Here is a 17,865-nt window from a genome sequence, read left to right on the forward strand (position 1 = left end):
CGGACCCCGCCCACGTCAACGACCACCACAAACACGATCAACCACGGCGGCACACGCCACCGCGGTGACCCCCCACGCCCTCACCACACCAAGACTGGACTTGACCTCGTCCTCATAGGCTGCTCAGATCTGCACGAGCCCGGCGCTCGCCGCGTTGGTGTAGGGGTCGTCGATCAGCACGGGCGTGCGGCCGCGGGCGTCGAGGAGCGACGCCGCGATCGAGGCGCGGTAGCCGCTGCCGCAGTACACCCACACCTCGCCGCCGGGCACCTCGTCGAGCCGGTCGGCGAGCTCGTGGAGCGGGATGTGCACCGAGCCGGCGACGCCGCCTGCTGCGCGCTCGTCGGCGCGCCGGGCGTCGAGCACCGTGATCCGGGACGGGCGGGTGGCGAGTGCGTGGGCGAGGCCCCGGAAGTCGCTGACCGGGTAGGAGCGCAACGCCTCACCGCCCGCGAGCCGGCTGATCTCACCGAAGGCGGCGCCTGCGAGCCGGTCGACGCCGATCCGGGCCAGTTCGCGGCGCGCCAGCGTCACCTGCTCCGGTGTCTCGCCGACCAGGGTGATCGGCGTGCCCCAGGGGAGCAGCCAGCCGAGGTAGGTGAGGAAGTTCCGGGACAGCTCGAACCCGAGTGATCCGGCCAGGTGCGCGGCGGCGAACGCGGTGCGGGTCCGCAGATCCACCACCCATTCCCCGGCTGCGGCCCGCCTGCGCAGCTCGGCCGGGTCGACGACCTCGGGCGGGGAGAGGTCCACCGGGCCGGCCCCGCGGCGGTTGAGCGGGCCCATGTGGGCGTAGTAGGCGGGGTGGTCGCCGAGCCCGGCGATGAGCGTCTCGACGAACTCCTCCTCGGGGAGGACGAGGGCGGGGTTGACGCGCGTCTGCGCGCCGATCGTGGAGGCCTCGCCGCTGGTCGGCGTGGCCGAGCAGAAGCTGCCGAAGCCGTGGGTGGGGTAGACGGGGGTCTCGGCAGGCAGCTCGGCGGCCAGCCTGCGCACCGAGTGGTACTGGGCGTGGGTGAGCTTGCGGGTGTCCTGCGGGCTCACCAGGTCGGTGCGCCCCGTGGCGCCGTGGAGCATCGAGCCGCCGGTGAACACGCCGTGTACGCCGCCGGTGTCGTCCTGCAGCACGTAGCTGGTGTGGCGGTGGGTGTGACCGGGGGTGTGCACCGCCCGCAGCCGCATCCGGCCCGCGACGAGCACGTCCCCGTCGGCGACCGGCTGGTGGTCGAACTCCAGGACGTCGCCCGCGCCCAGCACGTACGTGGCCCCGGTGCGGCGCGCCAGCTCGAGCCCGCCGGAGACGTAGTCGTTGTGCACGTGGGTCTCCACCACGTGGCTCACCCGCAGCCCGGCGGCGTCGAGCCGGGCGGTGAACCGGTCGACGTCGCGCTGCGGGTCGACGACCACGGCGGTGCGTCCGTCGTGGGCGAGGTAGCTGCGGTCGCCGAGGCTCGGCGTCTCCACGGCCTCGACCTGCAGCGGTGCGGCCGGGTCGGTGGGGGCGGCGGCACCGGACGGCGTGGTCTCGGCCATCGCGGTTCCCCTTTCAGACGAGTGCGCCCTCGAGGTCCGGCTCGTCCACCGCGGCCCCCCTGTTACCGCGGCGGAGCGGCCCGGAGCACCACTGTCCCACCGCACGACAAGGGGAGTGAGGCGCACGCGTGGACAAGCCCGGCGTGATGTTCGTATTATGACCACGCCTGCTTTAATATGAACAAGATCCACTCTCGGCGAGCCGCCGCCGCGGCGGTCGGACGTGGCGGACCGATCGGCCTCGGATCAATCCGAAACGAGGTTGGAGCGTTGGACCAGGGAAGAGACGACGCCCGCCTGGGCGGCGCAGACATCCAGGCGGTGAGCCGAGCTGCCCAGATCCTGCGCCTGTTCGGGCCGCACCGCCCGAAGCTGACGGCCACGGAGGCTGCGGATCAACTCGGTCTGAACCGGACGACGGCGTACCGGTACTGCGCCTCGCTGGTGTCGGAAGGCCTGCTCGAGAAGGGGGCGGAGCCCGGCACGTTCGTGCCCGGTGGGCTGTTGATCCAGCTCGGCGCGTTCGCGATCGGCAGGCGGCGGGTGGTGGACCTCGCGCCGACCTACATGCGCGACCTCTGCACCGCCACGGGGCTCACCACGGTCCTGAGCCTGTGGGGGTCCACGGGCCCGATCGTCTCGCGGGTCGAGGAGGAGATGACCCGCTCCACCGTCGTGACGGTCAGGGTGGGCACCCAGCTGCCGCTCGTGTCCGCGCAGGCCAAGGTGTTCCTCGCTCATCTCGGCGACCAGCTGCGCGTGCAACGCCTCGTCGGAGGCCTGCCGGACGGCGTCCGGGCACCTCTCGCGGGGGAGGTCGCCGCCCTCGTCGGCACCGATGACGTCGCTCTGGGAGCCGACGGCTACGGGATCCACGCGATGGCTGCGCCGGTGTTCGACGAGTACAGCGTCTGCGCCAGCCTGGCTCTCGTGGCGACCAACGACATGCTCGAGCTGGATGCCCGATCCGAGGCGGCGGGTCACCTCCGCGAGGCGGCGCGGGCGTTGAGCCGCGCCATGGGCGGCAAGCCACCCGCGGAGAAGTAGCCGGCCCCGCGCCTTCCGGCTTCGGTATGGACACGGGCACGGCTTGCGTCATATCTTGAACACGCTCTTCAGAATGTGAACAAGATCGCCGATGCTCGGTCGATCGTCAGGGTGGTGGGTTACCGCCTTCCGGACCACGGAGCGGGAGCTGCGCAACTCGTCGATCTCCCACGAGCGCGCCTGCAGCCGGATCGTGGCCGAACGCCCTCGGATCTCAGTGAGGAGACGTACCGCATGGGGCAGCGACAGAGCCGTCAGCTCGTGCTGACGATGTTCATGGTGGGGTTCGGGTTCCACAACGACGCGTGGCGGCACCCGAGCAGCCGGGCCGACGAGATCGGAAAGCTGTCGATCATCCGCGACATGGCCAGGTCGGCGGAGGCCGCCAAGCTGGATGCGATCTTCTTCGCCGACAGCTACGGCACGAACGGCCTGCGCGACGGTGGCTACCGCGGGACGTCGGTGTACGAGCCGATCTCGGTGATGGGCGTGCTGAGCGGGCACACCGACAAGATCGGGATGATCGGGACGCAGTCCACGTCGTGGAACGAGCCGTACACCGTCGCCCGGCAGCTCGCCGGCCTGGACGTGCTCACGGGCGGCCGGATCGGGTGGAACATCGTGACGTCCACCCGTGGCAACGAGAACGTCGGCCGCGAGGAGATGCCGCTGCCCGAGCTCCGGTACCGGCGCGCGAACGAGTTCGTCGACGTCGTGCAGAAGCTGTGGGACAGCTGGGACGCGGACGCGGTGATCGACGATCGCGCCGGCGCGCGCTGGGTGGACGGTGCGCGGATCCGCGACGTGAACCACCGGGGTGAGTTCTTCGCCGTGCGGGGTCCCATCACCATCCGGCGGTCACCGCAGGAATGGCCGGTTCTGGTGCAGGCGGGCCAGTCGGCGGACGGGATCGAGCTCGGTTCGAGCTACGCCGACATCGTCTACGCCGTGCAGCCCGAGCAGGCCGCCGCGATCGACTTCTACGCGATGTACAAGGACAAGGTCAAGAACAAGGGCCGGGACCCGGAGCAGGTCAAGATCCTGCCGGGCATCATGCCGGTCGTCGGCCGCACCGAGCGCGAAGCCCAGGAGCTGGCGGACGAGCTGGCGGACTGCATCGTCACGGAGAACGGGCGGTCGACGCTCAGCAACATGCTCGACGTCGACGTGAGCGACCTCGATCCGGGCGACAAGATCCCCCAGGAGCGGTTCGTCGACGGGCCGCAGCGGGTGAAGCGCTGGTACCTGTTCCGCGAGCTCGCGAAGGAGCTCACCGTCCACCAGCTCATCGTCCACGTGTCGCGTTCCCTGGGGCACCAGTTCATCATCGGTACGCCCGCCACGGTCGCCGACACGATGATCGACTGGTTCGAGGCGCGCGCCTGCGACGGGTTCAACTTCAACCCGCCGAGCGTGCCGCTGGGGATGGACAACATGTTCCAGCTGCTCATCCCCGAGCTCCAGGAACGGGGCTACTTCCGGCAGGAGTACGTCGGCGACACGTTCCGCGAACGGTCAGGACTGGTCGTCTCGGACGACGACGTCCGTCGGGTCCGGGCGCGGTACGCGCCGTGCGGGTGAGGACGGGGATGGAACCGGTGAGGACGAAGAGGTCGCCCTGGTCCGCCCTCGCAGCGCTCGCCGCGGCCGCCGCGCTGGCGCTGACGGCGTGCGCCGGTGGCGGCGGGGGCGACGGGGATTCGCGGCAGTACGTCTTCGCGATCGACGACGATCCCCGGGGTCTGAACGCGCAGCTCGTCGGCGCCCCGATGACGGCGATGTTCAGCGCGCAGATCCTGGAACCGCTCATCTTCATCTCGAGCCAGTACGAGCTGTCCCCGGGGCTGGCGGAGAGCTGGGAACTCAGTGACGACGGTCTGGACCTCAGCCTGAAGCTGCGGCAGGGGGTCACGTGGCACGACGGCACACCGTTCACCGCGGAGGACGTGCTGTTCAACTTCGAGGAGATCGTCCCGTTGTCGGTGTACGGCCCGCCCATCGCGGAACGGCTCGAATCCGTGGAGGCCTCGGACGACGGCACCACGGTGGTGCTGCACCTGAAGGAGCCGTACGGTCCGCTGCTGGAGACCGTCGCCTCGCAGTACATGCTGCCCAAGCACGTCTACGAGGGCACGGACTACGTGACGAACGAGGCGAACATGGCGCCGATCGGCACCGGTCCGATGAAGTTCGACTCGTACTCGTCGGGCGAGCAGATCATCCTGGTGAAGAACCCCGACTACTGGGGCGGTCAGGTGCAGGTCGACCGGGCGATCTTCCCGATCATGGGTGACGCCACCGCGCGGACGGAGGCGCTGTTCGCCGGTGAGGTCGATCAGGCGGTGGCGGACATCTCGCAGCTCAACCGCGTGCGGGACGACCCGGACACGATGCAGCTGGAGAAGTTCGGATACCCCCAGTACATCTCGATCATGTTCAACGGGAAGAACGAGTCCCTCGCCGACCCGGCCGTCCGGCGCGCGGTGTTCTCGGCGATCGACCGGGAGGCCCTCGCGAGCACGGTGCTGCAGGGGTTCAGCACGCCGGCCAGGAAGTTCTTCCCGGACACGCTCGACTGGGGGAACAGCCCGAACGTCGACTTCGAGCGGGACTTCCCGCGGGACGTCGCAGCGATCAACCAGGCGCTCGACGACGCGGGGCTGGTCCGCGGACCCGACGGCACGCGGTTCACGATCGACCTCCGCTACACCTCGGAGCGCACCGACACCGCCGCGATGGCGGAGTACACCCGGTCGTCGCTCGCCGATGTCGGGATCACGGTCAACCTCGTCGGAACGTCGGCGTCGGTCTTCACCGAGAAGGTGTACACCGCGAGCGACTTCGGCATCGCGTTCCTGCCGGCCACCGTCGGCGCCGATCCGAGCATCGGGATCACGCGCTGGTACACGTGCAACCCGGAGAAGAAGGCGAGCGCCAACCCGTCGCAGATCTGCGATCCGCAACTCGACCAGGCGGCCGCCGATGCGGTCGCGACCACGGACCAGCAGCAGCGGGCGGAGGCCTTCCACAGGTTCCAGGAACGCGCCGCGGAACTGATGATCCACGCACCGGTGGTGTGGTTCAACGGGCAGTTCCCGACCGTCAGCACGGAGCGCTGGACGGGCCAGGAAGTGCCGCAGCCCATGTCCAACCGGATGCCGTGGATCACGATGACGACGACGGCGGCGTGACCGTGGGGGAACGACTGCGCACCACCCCGGAGGAGATGACCCCGGACCAGCTCGAGGTCTACACCGCTTTCCGGGAGGGACCCGCGCTCGCGGTGCCGCACCCGCCCGGGGGTGGGCTGGCGGGACCACCGGCGACGTGGGTGTTGAGCCCTCCGTTGGCGCGCGTCTTCAGGAGCGCCGCGCGGGCGCTGCGGTTCGAGCTGCAGTTGTCGGACCGGTCCCGGGAGATCGCGTTGTTGTTGCACGCGTTCCACCGCGACAGCGCTTTCGAGATCCACGCGCACCGGCGCGCGGGTCGCGCCGCGGGGCTGGCCGAGGAGGAGATCGAGGGGCTCGCGACGCGTTCAGCTCCCGCTTTCCGGTCGGAGGAGGAGCGTGCGGTGTTCACCGTGACGCTCGCGCTGCTGGACCGGCAGACCCTCGACGACGGCGAGTACGCGGACGCCGTCGGCGTGCTGGGGGAGCAGACGCTGTTCGAGCTGGTGTCCCTCGTCGGCTTCTACGACCTCGTGGCCACCCAGCTGGCCGTCTTCGAGGTGGAACCGCCCGTGAACGAGATGGGAGAGCGTGATGGGTGAACAGAAGGGGACGGCGGGCGGGCTGCTGGCGGGCAAGTCCGTGCTCGTCGTCGGTGCCAGCACGGGGATCGGAGCCGAATCGGCTCGGCTCTTCGCCGCCGAGGGCGCGTCGGTGATGCTGGTCGCCCGGTCCGAGGAGCGGCTGCGCGACCTCACGAAGGAGCTGACCGGAGCCGGCCACGACGCCGCGTACGTCGTCGGCGACATCGCGGTCGCGGACGACGTGGCGCGGGCCGTCGACGAGACGGTGGACCGTTTCGGCCGGTTGGACGGGGCACTGAACAACGCCGCGATCGGGCAGGGTGGCCGGCTCGACGACGTCTCCGAGGACGATTTCGACCGCATCATGGCGGTGAACGTCAAAGGCATGTGGCTGTGCCTGCGCGAACAGGTGCGCGTGATGCGCGGCGCCGGCGCGGGGGCGATCGTGAACGTCAGCAGCATCGGCGGTCTGCGGGGCAGCCCGGGGTTCGGCGCGTACCAGGCCACCAAGCACGCGGTCATCGGCCTGACGCGCACCGCGGCCCACGACAACGGTCCCGACGGGATCAGGGTCAACGTGATCGCGCCGGGCCCCATCCTCACGTCCATGATCATGAAACCGGACGGCAGCCTCCCGGACGGGGTGAAGGCGCGCATCGCCGCCACGCCGTTGCGCAAAGCGGGGACGCCGGCCGAGGTCGCCGAGGCGGCCACCTGGTTGCTCAGCGACCGGGCGAGCCACATCAGCGGTGCGGTGCTCACCGTCGACGGCGGGTTCACCGCGTGATGAGCCAAGAACACCTGCAGGCGGCCGTCCAGCAGCTCCTGGACCGGCAAGCGATCCTCGACTGCCTCAACCGCTACGCGCGAGGTCTCGATCGCAAGGACCTCGACATGCTCCGCTCGGCGTTCCACCCGGACGCCACCGACCACCACGGGGGGTCGATCGAGTACCACCCCGCCGCGGACGCGCTCATCGCCGACTGGGAGATCCGCGACGCCCACCGCACGTTCAGCCAGCACCTCCTGATCAACACCTCCATCGACCTCGACGGCGACGTCGCGCACGCGGAGACCTACTTCCAGCTGATCGTCGGGATCAAGCCCGGAGCCCCCACGGACCAGCCGCGCCTGGGCGTCAGCGGCGGGCGCTACGTCGACAAGTTCGATCGACGGGACGGCGAGTGGCGCATCGCGCGCCGCGTGATCGTCGTGGAGTACGCGGCGGCGCTCGACGAACGGGAACAGAAGCACCACCTGCTGTGGGCGCGGCGCAGCAAGGACGACCCGTCCTACGCCCGCCCGCTGACCGGCCCGCCGGCGGGCCCCTCCGGGCGGGACGGCGCGTGACGGAGGCCGCCCACGTGGTGCGGGCGCTCGCCACCGACACCCCGACCGACACCCTGACCGACGCCGTGCAGAAGGTGGAGTCCGTCCGGGACGTGAAGGACGTCCAACGGCACTACGCGCACCTGCTGCAGGTCGGCGCCGTCGCCGCGGCGGCGGAGCTGATCGACGACGACGCCGTGCTGCGCTGGGGGAGCGAGCGGCGGTCCGGGCGTGCCGAGATCAGCGCCTGGCTAGAGGGGGACCTGCGCCGGTGGGGTGGTGCACGCCCGGGGTCGCTGCACACCGAGATCATCGATCAGCCCCTGGTGACCCTGTCCGGCGACGGGCGCACCGCGCGGGGCCGGTGGCACGGCATGCGCTTCCTGGGCGACGGGGACGGCGGCGCGCGGATCGAGGCGGGCATCTACGAGAACACCTACGTCCGCTCCTCGGACGGGTGGAAGATCGACGCCATCGACTTCACCCCGCTCTACGGCGGCGACCACGCCGAGGGGTGGACCAACTGGGAGAGCTCGGGTGTGCCGATCGTCCCGCGGCACTTCACCGCGGACGAGGCGGGAGCGCCGGTGGGGGCGGTGGTCCCGGTGGCGGGCTTCGGAGCCGAGCGCCCGGACGCGCTCGCCGCCAGGATCGCCCGGCTCAACGACGAGGACGAGGTCCGCAACCTCCTGCACGCCTGGGGCTACTACGTCGACCGGCGGATGTGGACCGACGTCGTGGAGCTCTTCGCCGAGGACGGCGTCATCTCCGTCGACGGTGTCGCGTACCGGGGCCACGCGGGCGTGCGGACGGCCCTGGAGGAGACGGGTCCCGAGGGGCTCACCCGCGGGGAACTCGCCGACCGGCCGATTTTCGACCTGATCGTCGACGTGCGGCCCGGTGGCGACGAGGCCCACGTCCGCGGCATCGCGATCGGGATGCTCGGTGACGCCGACCAGGAGCGGGGGCACTGGGGGTTCGCCCGGTTCGGCGGCACCGCGTCGAAGCGCGCCGGTGCCTGGAGGATCGCGGAGCTCCGCACCACCACGCTCCTGCGTGCCGACCACGCCGAGGGCTGGGGCCGGGGCGGCGTGCTCGACGGTGCCCGGGCGGATGCCGGCGCGCCCCCGGCGTTGTCCCGGCGGGTCCTGGGCCCGCCCGGTACTCGTGCGAGCGCGGCGGCCGGATCGGCGGACGACCGCCTGCCCGACCTGGAGCGTCGCCTGGCGCGGTCGCGGGCCTACGACGCCGTGGAGAACATCTCGGCGGCCTACGGCTACTACCTGGACGACTTCCAGTGGCCGGAGATGGCACGCCTGTTCGCGGAGCGGGGGCACAAGCAGAGCCCGTTCACCGGCTACTACGTCGGACGGGACCGCATCCTCGAGGCGGCGGTCGCCGCTCACGGGCCGCCGAAGCCGGCCGATGCGCGCCGCGAGCGCGCCGTCTTCCACTGGCGCCCGCAGAGCGTCGTCCACGTGTCGCACGACGGGCGCTCCGCGAACCTGCGCACCCGCCTCCTGCAGACGCGCACGGCCGGTCGAGTCGAGCCGGAGTGGACGGGGCTGCACAGCGGCTGCTACCCGAACGACCAGGCGGTGCTCGAGGACGGGGTGTGGCGGTTCTGGAGCATCACGATCGACGAGTACTACTTCACCTCGCCGACGTGGGAGGGCGGCTGGGCCGTGGTCCGCGGCCGGGGGGCGTTGTCGGCGAGCCCCGCCAGGACGCGGCTGGCCGAGGTGTGCCCGCCGGACATTCCGATGTCGGAGCTGGGCCGCCGCATGGAGGGCATGCGCGGCGGTGTGGGGCGGCCGCTGACGTGGCCCGAGATCGCGCCGATGTGGTTCTCCTACCGCAACCCGGTCAGCGGACGCGTCCCCGAACGGTACTGGCCCGACTGCGTGCCCAGCGGTGTCGCGCCGGACACGAGCATGACCCGGCACGGCTACCAGCTGCCCCCGACGGACCCGGAATGACTCGTACGAACGGCACCCTCGTCCGATAGAGCGGGACGAGGGTGCCGTTCGTACACGCAGCCGGGCCCGGCTACCCCTGGTCGACGACCACGTCCTCCTCGCAGATGATCCGCCCGAACGTCGACAGGTCGATGAAGTGCTCGTGGTCCGGGTCGACGATCGTCCGGAAGTTGTCGCTGGAGAACAGGGCATCGAGGTCGGCCATGCTGTCGAACCAGGCCTCGACCACCGAGTCGTACACCGGCTCCGGGTGGTCGGGCGCCGGGACGGGGTACGACACGACGAACCGGCGGATGTACTCCACCGACTCCGGGATCGACATGAGCAGCGGCCGGTGGACGTTCTTCTGGTAGTGCGTGAACTCGTCGTGGGTCATGCCCTCGCGACGCTTCAACGTGATGATCATCTTGATCACGGTGTGTTCCCTTCTCGTTCCATCCGGTACCGGAGGTGGTGCTGGAGCCGCCGCGCGAGGACCCAGAACGCCAGGGTGGTGACCACCTGGAGACCGAGCGCGACGGCGAAGGCGCGTGCCCACCCGAGGGGCGGGGCGAGCGCCCCGAAGGCCCCGCCGATCGTGGCGACGCCGAGCGCCAGGGCGGCTTGCTGCGCGGTGGTGAACAGACCTCCCGCGAGGCCCGCGAGTCGCAGGGGGAGCGCCCCCATGACCGTCGCGACGAGGGGGCCGTACTGGCTCGCCTGCGCGGCACCGAGGAACAGGCCGATCACCAGGAAGCAGCCGACCCAGAGCGCCGGGCGCCCCACGGGCGTGAGCCACGAGGCCAGGCCGAGCAGCACGAGACCGGCGATCAGCACGCCCGACGCCAGCTCCATCGTGCGGTCGCCGAACCGCGCGGTGATGTGCGGCATCCGTAGTCCTGCGAGGACGAACGCCCCGGCGAACGCGGCCAGCACGAGGCCGGACTGCAGCGGCGTCAACCCGAGGCCGACCTGGGTGAGCATCGAGTACTCGTAGCTGAAGGCGCCGTAGCCGGCGAAGAGCAGCACGGCCATCGCCAGGCCGAGCCGCAGGGCGGGTGGCCGCAGGCTCGAAGGCGCGACGAGAACCGGACGTCCCGCGAGCTCGCGCCGTCCCTGGCCGACCCAGAACCAGGACAACGCGAGCAGCCCCGAGGCCACCAGCGCGGACGTCCACCAGGCCCAGGCCGTCGTCGGGCCGAGCGCCAGTCCGGCGACCAGTGCCAGCAGCGGGAGTCCCAACCGGAGCGCGCCACCGAGGTCGGGTCGTTCGCTGCCGTCCGGCACGTCGACCGGGAGCCGGCGTGTGCCCAGCAACGCCAGCAGGCCGGGGACCACCGAGGTCAGGACCGCTCCTCGCCATCCGGCGAACGGCAGGCCCAGCCCCATCACGAGGCCGCCGACGACCTGACCCGCCACGGTGCCGACCCCGGAACTCGCGGTGAACGCCGCAACCGCGCGGGTACGCGCCCGGTTGCCGTGTGAAACCTGGACGATCGCCAGCGTCTGCGGCATCACCACCGCTGACGCCGCACCCTGCAGGACCCGTGCGGCGACCAGCCACCAGAGCCCGGGCGCCGCGGCGGCCAGTACCGACGCCAACGCGAGCGCGAACAGCCCGATGGCCAGCAGCCGCCTGCGGCCGTATCGGTCGCCGAGGCGCCCCGCGACGATCAGCCCGGCCGCGAACACCACCGCGAAAGCGGCGAGTGCGAGCGCGACCTCACCACGACTCGCGCCCAGATCCGGCCCGAGGCGCGGCGCGATCACGTTGCCGACGCTGAACGTGTACGTCGCTCCGAACGCCGCGACGAGAACCGGCCAGATCCGCTGCACGGCACCCACCCTGCGGTTCGGGCGAAGGGCCACCCAGAGTTCCGTGATGCTGGTGGTCGGACCACCACCCCGGCCGCGCCCGACCCTGGGACGATCGACGTCATGGCGGTCGTACGTTCCCGTGAGCTCGGCGCGTACCTGCGTGCACGGCGTGACCGGCTGTCACCCGCAGACGTGGGCCTGCCCGCCGGTGGCAGCCGCCGCCGGGTCAAGGGGCTGCGCCGGGAGGAGGTCGCCGTTCTCGCGAACGTCGGTTCCACCTGGTACACGTGGCTCGAACAAGGCCGGGACGTGCAGCCCAGCGCCGAGGTGCTGGCAGCGATCGCCGACGCGTTGCGGCTCACGGGCGGCGAACGCCGGCACCTGTTCCTCCTCGGCGGGCACCCGGAGGTGGAGGAGGCCGCGAGCTCCGGGGCGGTCGGCGGCCGCGTCCAGGCGCTGCTGGACAGCTTGTCCCCCCACCCGGCGGTGGTGATGAGCCCCTGGTTCGAACCCCTGGCCTACAACGCGCCGTTCCGGTTCATGATCGACGACCTGGAGGCGGTGCCCGCGGCCGACCGCAACTGCGCCTACCTGCACTTCACCCACCCCGACTGGATCGGCGGGCACGCCGACCACCACCAGGAGTGCGCGGCGATCGTGGCCAAGCTGCGCGCGTACTACGGCGAGTCGATCACAGAGCCGGCGTGGGAGCCGCTGCTGCGCCGGCTCCGCGACGAGTCACCGCTGTTCGTGCGGCTGTGGGAGCAGGCTGACGTGTCCACCGATCCCGGGGTACGGCGCATCCGGTCGCTGCACGTGGGCAACCTGTCCCTGCACACCGTCACGATGCTGCTGCAGGACAGCCCCCGCACCCGCGTCGTCGTCTACCAGCCGGAGGACCGCACCACCGGCGAACGGCTCGACGAGCTCGCCCACCGGATCGCCCGCGGTGCCGTCGACGGCCCCGCACGCGTGCGGCGGCTGCGTCCGGCTACGTGAGCACCCGTACGAACGGCACCTTGGTCCGATAGAGCGGTACGAGGGTGCCGTTCGTCCAACGGATCTGTTCCCCGGGCCCGGTCTGAGGTGGGATCCCAGCTCCTGATCGTTCCGAGATGTGCGAACCCGCCCCCATGACGGCGCTCAGCGCCAACTCACAATGATCATGACTCGCCGCGCCTCGGCCCCACGGTGACCACGGTCAGTTGACGTGCTCCCGAGGTGAAGGCTCGTACCCGGTCCGGTAGGCGAGCCGAGCATCTCGCAGAGCGCCCACGGGGTCGGTGGTTCTCGACCCCGGCCCCGTCGATCACTGCAGCGCGCAACGCGCCACATGCCAACGGGTGTCTCCGCGAGGAGGCCCGACCGAGCGCCGAGGCCAGATGCAGCCCGTCTCCGCCAGGCTGACGCGAGGCGCGGCCGAGAATCGCGCCAACCCCACCAACTCGCGGCCACTCCGGAGCTCATGACCTGGAGGGGCGCTCCCCGGGCCCCGGCCTCGGGCGGATCCGCGGCCGCTGATCGGTCCGAGATGTGCGAAACCGCCCCCACAAGGGCGCTCAACACGATCTCGTGGCGATCAAGACCCCATGATCGATCCGAGATGAGGAGATGCGCCCTCGTGAGGGCGCTCAGTGCGACCTCGCAATGATCATGCGTGACCTGCGGCTACCCCGGACCACCTGACCTACCTGCACGAACGGCACCTTGGTCCGATAGAGCGGTACGAGGGTGCCGTTCGTACGCTCAGGGTGCGGGCGACCGGTGGAGGTGAGGCCCAGTGCGCGGCTGGTTCCGCGGCGACTGCCACGTCCACACCACCCGGTCGAACGGCGCGGACCTCACCGTGGCGGACGTCGTGGCCGCCGCGTCCTCGGCGGGCCTGGACTTCATCGCGATCACCGAGCACAACAGCGTCGACGGGCACGGCGACTGGGCGGCCTACACCGGCGAGCTGGTGGTGATCCCCGGCCAGGAGGTCGTCACCCGCACCGGGCACTGGCTGGCCCTGGACCTCGGTCCGGGGGAGCTGATCGACTGGCGGTACGGCGTCCGTGGCGGCCGGATCGAGGCCGAGCTCGATCGGGTCCGCCGTGCCGGGGGGTTGTGCGTCGCCGCGCACCCGCACGCGCCTTACGTCGGCGGACAGCTCGGGTACCCGTTCGCACTGTTCGACGCGGTCGAGGTGTGGAACGGCCGGTGGACGTCGGACCTGCTGTGGCAGGCCGACAACGAGACGGCGCTGGCCGAGTGGGGGCGGGGGCTCGCCGCGGGCGTCGCCACCGGGCGGTGGCTTCCCGCGGTGGGCAACAGCGATGCCCATCTCCGTGGCCAGCTGGGCACCCCGCAGACCGTCGTGTTCGCCGAGGCGCTCACCCCGGCTGCGGTACTCGCGGGACTCCGCGCGGGCCGGAGCTGGATCGCCGCGTCGCGGGATGTCGAGCTGACCGTCAACGCGACCGGCGGTGGGCGGGTGGCGGGCATCGGCGAGGTGCTGCGGGCCGACGAGGCGGTGGTCGCGGCGACTGTGCGCGGTGTGCCGTCGGGGCGCGTGAGCATCCACACCGAACGGGGCCTGGTGCATTCGGCGACGCTCCCGCCCGGCGGGGCCGGTGACGTCAGCTGGGCGACCTGCGCGGACGAGGCGGGATTCGTGCGGCTCGTCGTCCGCCACCACGACGGGTCGATGGCTGCGCTGACCAACCCGGTACGGCTGACGGCTTGCCGCCCACTGTCGTAACAGCTACTGTTACGACAAGTCGTTGAGAACGGGCTCTTCCGTCGGCGCGATGATGTAACAGAGTTGGTTACGATTAGGAGTGAGACATGAAGAGCGTGGTCCACCACCAGGCGGGCGATGCGGCAGCCGTCGCACGCGTCGAGGACCGGCCGGACGCCCCGGCCCCGCGGGAGGGCGAGATCCGGGTCCGGGTCACCTTCTCCCCGGTCCACCGGGGCGATCTGCTCCTCGCCGAGGCCGCGCCGCCGGCTGCGGGACACGCGCTGGGGACCGAGGCGGCGGGCGTGGTGACCGAAGTCGGGCCGTCGGTGTCGGCGCCCCGCGTCGGCGACCGCGTCGCGGTCTTCCCGGCCCCGGGAGCGTGGTCCGAGCACATCACCGTGCCGGCCGAGGCCGCCGTGGTCGTCCCGGACTCCGTCGGCGACGTGACGGCGAGCGTCCTGCTCGTCAACACCCTCACCGCGCGCGACGTGCTCCGCGCGACCGAGGAGATCACCGCCGCCGCGGCGGCGCCGGGCGATTCCCCGCTCGTCGTGACGGCAGCCGCGTCCGCGGTCGGCACGCTCATCGTGCAGCAGGCCCTCGACCGCGGTCGGCCCGTGATCGCGATCGTCCGCAGCGATCGTTCCGCGGACGTGGTCCGCGCCAACTGGCCGGACGTGCCGGTGGTGGTCTCCGGGCGCGACGGCTGGCAGCGCGAGTTGGAGCGGGCGGTGCACGGGAGGGCGGTGCCGGTCGTCGCCGACGCGCACGGCGGCCCGTTCGTGCGGGAGCTGCTGCCCTTCCTCGACGACGGCGGCACGGTGGTGGTCTGGGGTGACCTGGCCGCGCAGCCGTGGACGCTGTCCACCGGGGACCTGCTCATGCGAGGGCTGATGGTCCGCGCGGTGACCATCCTGCGCTGGCCGACCCGCCCCGCGGAGGTCCGGACCGCCGACCGGCGGGCCGCCGTCGAGGTCGCTGTGCAGCACCCGCACCTGTTCGCCGTCGGTGCCGCCTACCCGCTCGACGAGTTGCAGGTCGCCATCGCGGCGGCCCGCGGCACCGCCACCGGCACCGCTCTGCTCGACCTGAAGTGACCCGACCACGAGGAGGAACCGTGGAGTTCACGACCATCGGCACCATCGGTGCGGGCCCGGCGGCGCGCGCCGTGGCGGCCCACGCGGCGCGCGCCGGGCACCCGGTGCTGCTCAGCAACAGCCGCGGCCCCGACACGCTCGCCGACGCCGTGGCCGCCGTCGGGCCCGGCGCTGCGGCGGCCACGTTCGACGAGGCGGTGGCGGCCGACCTGATCCTGCTCGCCGTGCCGTTCGTCGCGGTCCCCGCGGTCGGGCGGCGGCTCGGGGACTGGTCGGGCCGGGTGGTGGTCGACATGACCAACCAGTTCGCCCGGTCCGACCCCTACAGCGGGTTCGCCGACGTCTCGCCGCTGACCGGCAGTGAGTGGGTGGCCCAGCAGCTGCCCGGCGCCACCCTGATCAAGGCCTTCAACGCCATGTACTCCGGGTACATCGCGCCGGATCCGCGCCACCGGGAGGGCAACCAGGTCGTCTTCCTCGCCGGTGACGACGAGCGCGCCAAGGCCCCCTTCACCCGGCTGGTGACCGAGCTCGGGTTCGCGCCGGTGGACCTCGGCGCGCTGCGCGAAGGCGGGGCGCTCATGCAACTCGATGGGCCGCTGAGCGGCAAGCACTTCCTGTTCCAGAACTGACGAGAGGACAACCGATGACGACGATCAGCCAGACCGCCCGGACCTCGCACGCCGTGGCCGAGCAGTTCGTGGAGCGCCTCGGCAGGCAGGACCCCGACGGCATCCAGGAGCTGTTCGCCGAGGAGATCGACTGGTACGTCCCCGGCAGTGCCGCGCTGCCCTGGACCGGACGCCGGACGCGCCGGGAGGAGGTGGCGGCGTTCTTCACCACGATGTGGCCGTACTACGTGCCCGGGCGGAGCAGGGTCGTGCTGGAGCGCGTGGTCGTCGACGGCGCGGACGTGGTGCTGCTAGCGAGCTTCACGCACACGATCGTGGCCAACGGCAGGGAGTTCACGACGCCCGCGGCGCTGCACCTGGCCGTCGAGGACGGCCGGATCGTGCGCCTCCACCTCTACGAGGACACGCTGACCATCGCCCAGGCGTTCACGGCCGGCTGAGCCGCGCGGGCATCGTCATCCCGGGAGCGGGCTGTAGAAGACCAGCCCGTTGCCCTTGCCGTCGTACACCACGGCGCGCCGTTCGTGGGCGTCGTCGTAGGGCGCCTTCACGACGGTGCCGCCGCTGTCCTCGACCGCCTTCGCCGCGGCGTCGACGTCGCTGGTCTTGATGCCGATCACGACCTGACCCGGCAAGGGGTGATCCGCGGCGGTGGCCAGCGCCAGGGTGATCGCTCCCGCGTCGAGCGCCGCGTAGCGGTCACCGTCGCGGAACTTGAGCGGTATGCCGAGCGTCTCGCTGTAGAACCGGACCGATTCGTCCAGATCGTCGGTTGACAGGATGACCTGGCGGACAACGTGATCGCTCACCTGGCGGCTCCTCGCGTCATGGTCCGGATTCTCCCCCCGTGGGAGCGCGGCTCAGAGCGTTTCCCACCGCTCGGTCACGACGAAGCTCCGGAAGCGCCCGACGACCGGCGACTCGGGCCGGGCCGGCGACCACACGAGCCCGAGTTCGCGATGGGCCTCGTCGTCGGTGAGGGGGATGTAGGCGGCGTTGGGGTCGGCCCGGTGCGGGCGGGGACGCGGCACGACGGTGACGCCGAGGCCTGCGGCGGCGAGGCTCTCCATGGTGGCGATCTCGGCGCTCTCGAACGCCACCACCGGGTCGACGCCCGCGCGGGCCAGCAGGTCGTCGGTGATCTTGCGCAGGCCGAAGTCGGGGCCGAGCATGATGAACGGCTCGCCCGCGGCCGCCTCGATCCCCACCCGGGCTCGGCCGGCGAAGCGGTGGTCGCGGGGCACCACCAGGCACAGCTCCTCGGTGTGGATGGGGTGCCAGGCCAGGTCCGCGGTGTCGGGGCGGGGTCCGGTGACGGCGAGGTCGACGACGCCCTCGGCCACCAGGTTCTCGAGCTCGTAGGTGGCGGCCTGGGTCAGCACGAACTGCACCTGGGGCGCGCGGGCCCGGAACCCGCGGATCAGCTCCGGCGCGAGCCAGGTGGCCACGGAGTGCAGGAATGCGAGACGGACGGTGCCGCGGTCGGGGTCGCGCGCCGACCGGATCTGCTCGGTGGCCGAGCGCAGCTCGAGCAGGCTGCGCCGGGCGTGCTGGAGCAGGATCTCGCCGGAGGCGTTGAGGCGCAGCCGCCGGTTGACCCGGTCGAACAGGGGTGCGCCGATCTCGTGCTCGAGCCGGGCGAGGCTGCGCGACAGCGTCGGCTGGGTGGTGTTGAGCTGCTCCGCGGCTCGGGTCATGTGCGGGGCCTCGGCGAGGGCGACGAACCACTCGAGGTCGTCGGTGTTCATGCGGTCATCGTATTGAGTTGATGGGGATCTTTCATTTTCCGTATCGCGCCGGAGCAGTCAGGATGCGGCGAGGGCCGAGACCGCGAGAGGACTGGGGAGTCAGTGAACATCGTCGTGCTGGTCAAGCAGGTGCCCGACACGTACTCGGAACGGAAACTGCGTTCTGATGGCACGTTGGACCGGGACGCCACCGACGCGGTGCTGGACGAGATCAACGAGCGTGCGGTCGA

The 17,865-nt window shown here is 71.5% G+C and carries 17 protein-coding genes and 1 pseudogene; 13 read left to right on the forward strand and 5 right to left on the reverse strand.

The features are described 5' to 3' along the window. Positions 1-123: 123 nt before the first annotated feature. Positions 124-1,533 carry an MBL fold metallo-hydrolase gene (locus tag ACFPL3_RS41440; protein WP_343941204.1) on the reverse strand — a complete coding sequence of 470 codons (1,410 nt, stop codon included), beginning with the start codon at positions 1,531-1,533 and terminating at the stop codon, positions 124-126. A gap of 270 nt (positions 1,534-1,803) precedes the next feature. Between ACFPL3_RS41440 and ACFPL3_RS41445 the strand changes: the two genes are divergently transcribed. The 7 genes from ACFPL3_RS41445 (at position 1,804) to ACFPL3_RS41475 (ending at position 9,639) form a co-directional block, all read left to right on the forward strand. After that, complete coding sequence (locus ACFPL3_RS41445; RefSeq protein ID WP_343941203.1) at positions 1,804-2,580, forward strand: IclR family transcriptional regulator; 777 nt, start codon at positions 1,804-1,806, stop codon at positions 2,578-2,580. Between the two features lie 234 nt (positions 2,581-2,814). Continuing rightward, entirely contained in the window at positions 2,815-4,161 is a 1,347-nt protein-coding gene (locus tag ACFPL3_RS41450) for an NtaA/DmoA family FMN-dependent monooxygenase (protein ID WP_343941202.1), read from the forward strand. A gap of 17 nt (positions 4,162-4,178) precedes the next feature. Further along, positions 4,179-5,771 (forward strand): ABC transporter substrate-binding protein, encoded by a 1,593-nt coding sequence (locus ACFPL3_RS41455; RefSeq protein ID WP_343941201.1) that lies wholly within the window; start codon positions 4,179-4,181, stop codon positions 5,769-5,771. After that, entirely contained in the window at positions 5,741-6,349 is a 609-nt protein-coding gene (locus ACFPL3_RS41460) for a carboxymuconolactone decarboxylase family protein (protein ID WP_343941200.1), read from the forward strand. The genes ACFPL3_RS41455 and ACFPL3_RS41460 overlap by 31 nt, the downstream gene beginning before the upstream one ends. Next, a complete protein-coding gene (locus ACFPL3_RS41465) occupies positions 6,342-7,118 on the forward strand; it encodes an SDR family NAD(P)-dependent oxidoreductase (protein WP_343941199.1) in 777 nt (258 codons plus the stop codon). Before ACFPL3_RS41460 ends, ACFPL3_RS41465 begins: the two co-directional genes overlap by 8 nt. Continuing rightward, positions 7,118-7,681 (forward strand): nuclear transport factor 2 family protein, encoded by a 564-nt coding sequence (locus ACFPL3_RS41470; protein ID WP_343941198.1) that lies wholly within the window; start codon positions 7,118-7,120, stop codon positions 7,679-7,681. Before ACFPL3_RS41465 ends, ACFPL3_RS41470 begins: the two co-directional genes overlap by 1 nt. Beyond that, a complete protein-coding gene (locus ACFPL3_RS41475; RefSeq protein ID WP_343941197.1) occupies positions 7,678-9,639 on the forward strand; it encodes a nuclear transport factor 2 family protein in 1,962 nt (653 codons plus the stop codon). Before ACFPL3_RS41470 ends, ACFPL3_RS41475 begins: the two co-directional genes overlap by 4 nt. Before the next feature lie 70 nt (positions 9,640-9,709). Here ACFPL3_RS41475 and ACFPL3_RS41480 read toward each other — a convergent pair whose 3' ends face one another. Together ACFPL3_RS41480 and ACFPL3_RS41485 are read right to left on the reverse strand one after the other, a co-directional pair. After that, positions 9,710-10,045, reverse strand: coding sequence for an EthD domain-containing protein (locus tag ACFPL3_RS41480; RefSeq protein ID WP_343941196.1), 336 nt, complete (start codon positions 10,043-10,045; stop codon positions 9,710-9,712). A 5-nt stretch (positions 10,046-10,050) separates the two neighbouring features. After that, positions 10,051-11,454 (reverse strand): MFS transporter, encoded by a 1,404-nt coding sequence (locus tag ACFPL3_RS41485; protein ID WP_343941195.1) that lies wholly within the window; start codon positions 11,452-11,454, stop codon positions 10,051-10,053. A gap of 102 nt (positions 11,455-11,556) precedes the next feature. Between ACFPL3_RS41485 and ACFPL3_RS41490 the strand changes: the two genes are divergently transcribed. The 5 genes from ACFPL3_RS41490 (at position 11,557) to ACFPL3_RS41510 (ending at position 16,327) form a co-directional block, all read left to right on the forward strand. Beyond that, entirely contained in the window at positions 11,557-12,435 is an 879-nt protein-coding gene (locus tag ACFPL3_RS41490; protein ID WP_343941194.1) for a helix-turn-helix transcriptional regulator, read from the forward strand. Positions 12,436-13,216: 781 nt separating this feature from the next. Then, positions 13,217-14,176 (forward strand): CehA/McbA family metallohydrolase, encoded by a 960-nt coding sequence (locus ACFPL3_RS41495; protein WP_343941193.1) that lies wholly within the window; start codon positions 13,217-13,219, stop codon positions 14,174-14,176. A gap of 86 nt (positions 14,177-14,262) precedes the next feature. Further along, positions 14,263-15,255 carry an alcohol dehydrogenase catalytic domain-containing protein gene (locus tag ACFPL3_RS41500; RefSeq protein WP_343941192.1) on the forward strand — a complete coding sequence of 331 codons (993 nt, stop codon included), beginning with the start codon at positions 14,263-14,265 and terminating at the stop codon, positions 15,253-15,255. Positions 15,256-15,275: 20 nt separating this feature from the next. Beyond that, positions 15,276-15,887, forward strand: coding sequence for an NADPH-dependent F420 reductase (locus ACFPL3_RS41505; RefSeq protein ID WP_379590955.1), 612 nt, complete (start codon positions 15,276-15,278; stop codon positions 15,885-15,887). Positions 15,888-15,901: 14 nt separating this feature from the next. After that, positions 15,902-16,327, forward strand: coding sequence for a nuclear transport factor 2 family protein (locus ACFPL3_RS41510; protein ID WP_343941190.1), 426 nt, complete (start codon positions 15,902-15,904; stop codon positions 16,325-16,327). A 15-nt stretch (positions 16,328-16,342) separates the two neighbouring features. Here ACFPL3_RS41510 and ACFPL3_RS41515 read toward each other — a convergent pair whose 3' ends face one another. Then, positions 16,343-16,696 (reverse strand): VOC family protein, encoded by a 354-nt coding sequence (locus tag ACFPL3_RS41515; RefSeq protein ID WP_343941189.1) that lies wholly within the window; start codon positions 16,694-16,696, stop codon positions 16,343-16,345. 51 nt (positions 16,697-16,747) lie between these two features. Next, positions 16,748-17,635: a LysR family transcriptional regulator gene (locus ACFPL3_RS41520; protein ID WP_343941188.1), complete on the reverse strand. Its 888-nt coding sequence runs from the start codon at positions 17,633-17,635 to the stop codon at positions 16,748-16,750. A gap of 102 nt (positions 17,636-17,737) precedes the next feature. Here ACFPL3_RS41520 and ACFPL3_RS41525 point away from each other — a divergent pair. Beyond that, positions 17,738-17,865: pseudogene (locus ACFPL3_RS41525) on the forward strand (electron transfer flavoprotein subunit beta); the annotation flags it as partial.

This window comes from Pseudonocardia zijingensis, assembly GCF_042657305.1.
GTDB classification, from domain to species: Bacteria; Actinomycetota; Actinomycetes; order Mycobacteriales; family Pseudonocardiaceae; genus Pseudonocardia; species Pseudonocardia zijingensis.

What these genes read in the sequence shown, in the direction of transcription:
- ACFPL3_RS41440 (WP_343941204.1), bottom strand. Translation starts at nt 1,533, where the DNA reads ATGGCCGAGACCACGCCGTCCGGTGCCGCCGCCCCCACCGACCCGGCC.
- ACFPL3_RS41450 (WP_343941202.1), top strand. Translation starts at nt 2,815, where the DNA reads ATGGGGCAGCGACAGAGCCGTCAGCTCGTGCTGACGATGTTCATGGTG.
- ACFPL3_RS41465 (WP_343941199.1), top strand. Translation starts at nt 6,342, where the DNA reads ATGGGTGAACAGAAGGGGACGGCGGGCGGGCTGCTGGCGGGCAAGTCC.
- ACFPL3_RS41470 (WP_343941198.1), top strand. Translation starts at nt 7,118, where the DNA reads ATGAGCCAAGAACACCTGCAGGCGGCCGTCCAGCAGCTCCTGGACCGG.
- ACFPL3_RS41480 (WP_343941196.1), bottom strand. Translation starts at nt 10,045, where the DNA reads ATGATCATCACGTTGAAGCGTCGCGAGGGCATGACCCACGACGAGTTC.
- ACFPL3_RS41490 (WP_343941194.1), top strand. Translation starts at nt 11,557, where the DNA reads ATGGCGGTCGTACGTTCCCGTGAGCTCGGCGCGTACCTGCGTGCACGG.
- ACFPL3_RS41500 (WP_343941192.1), top strand. Translation starts at nt 14,263, where the DNA reads ATGAAGAGCGTGGTCCACCACCAGGCGGGCGATGCGGCAGCCGTCGCA.
- ACFPL3_RS41510 (WP_343941190.1), top strand. Translation starts at nt 15,902, where the DNA reads ATGACGACGATCAGCCAGACCGCCCGGACCTCGCACGCCGTGGCCGAG.
- ACFPL3_RS41520 (WP_343941188.1), bottom strand. Translation starts at nt 17,635, where the DNA reads ATGAACACCGACGACCTCGAGTGGTTCGTCGCCCTCGCCGAGGCCCCG.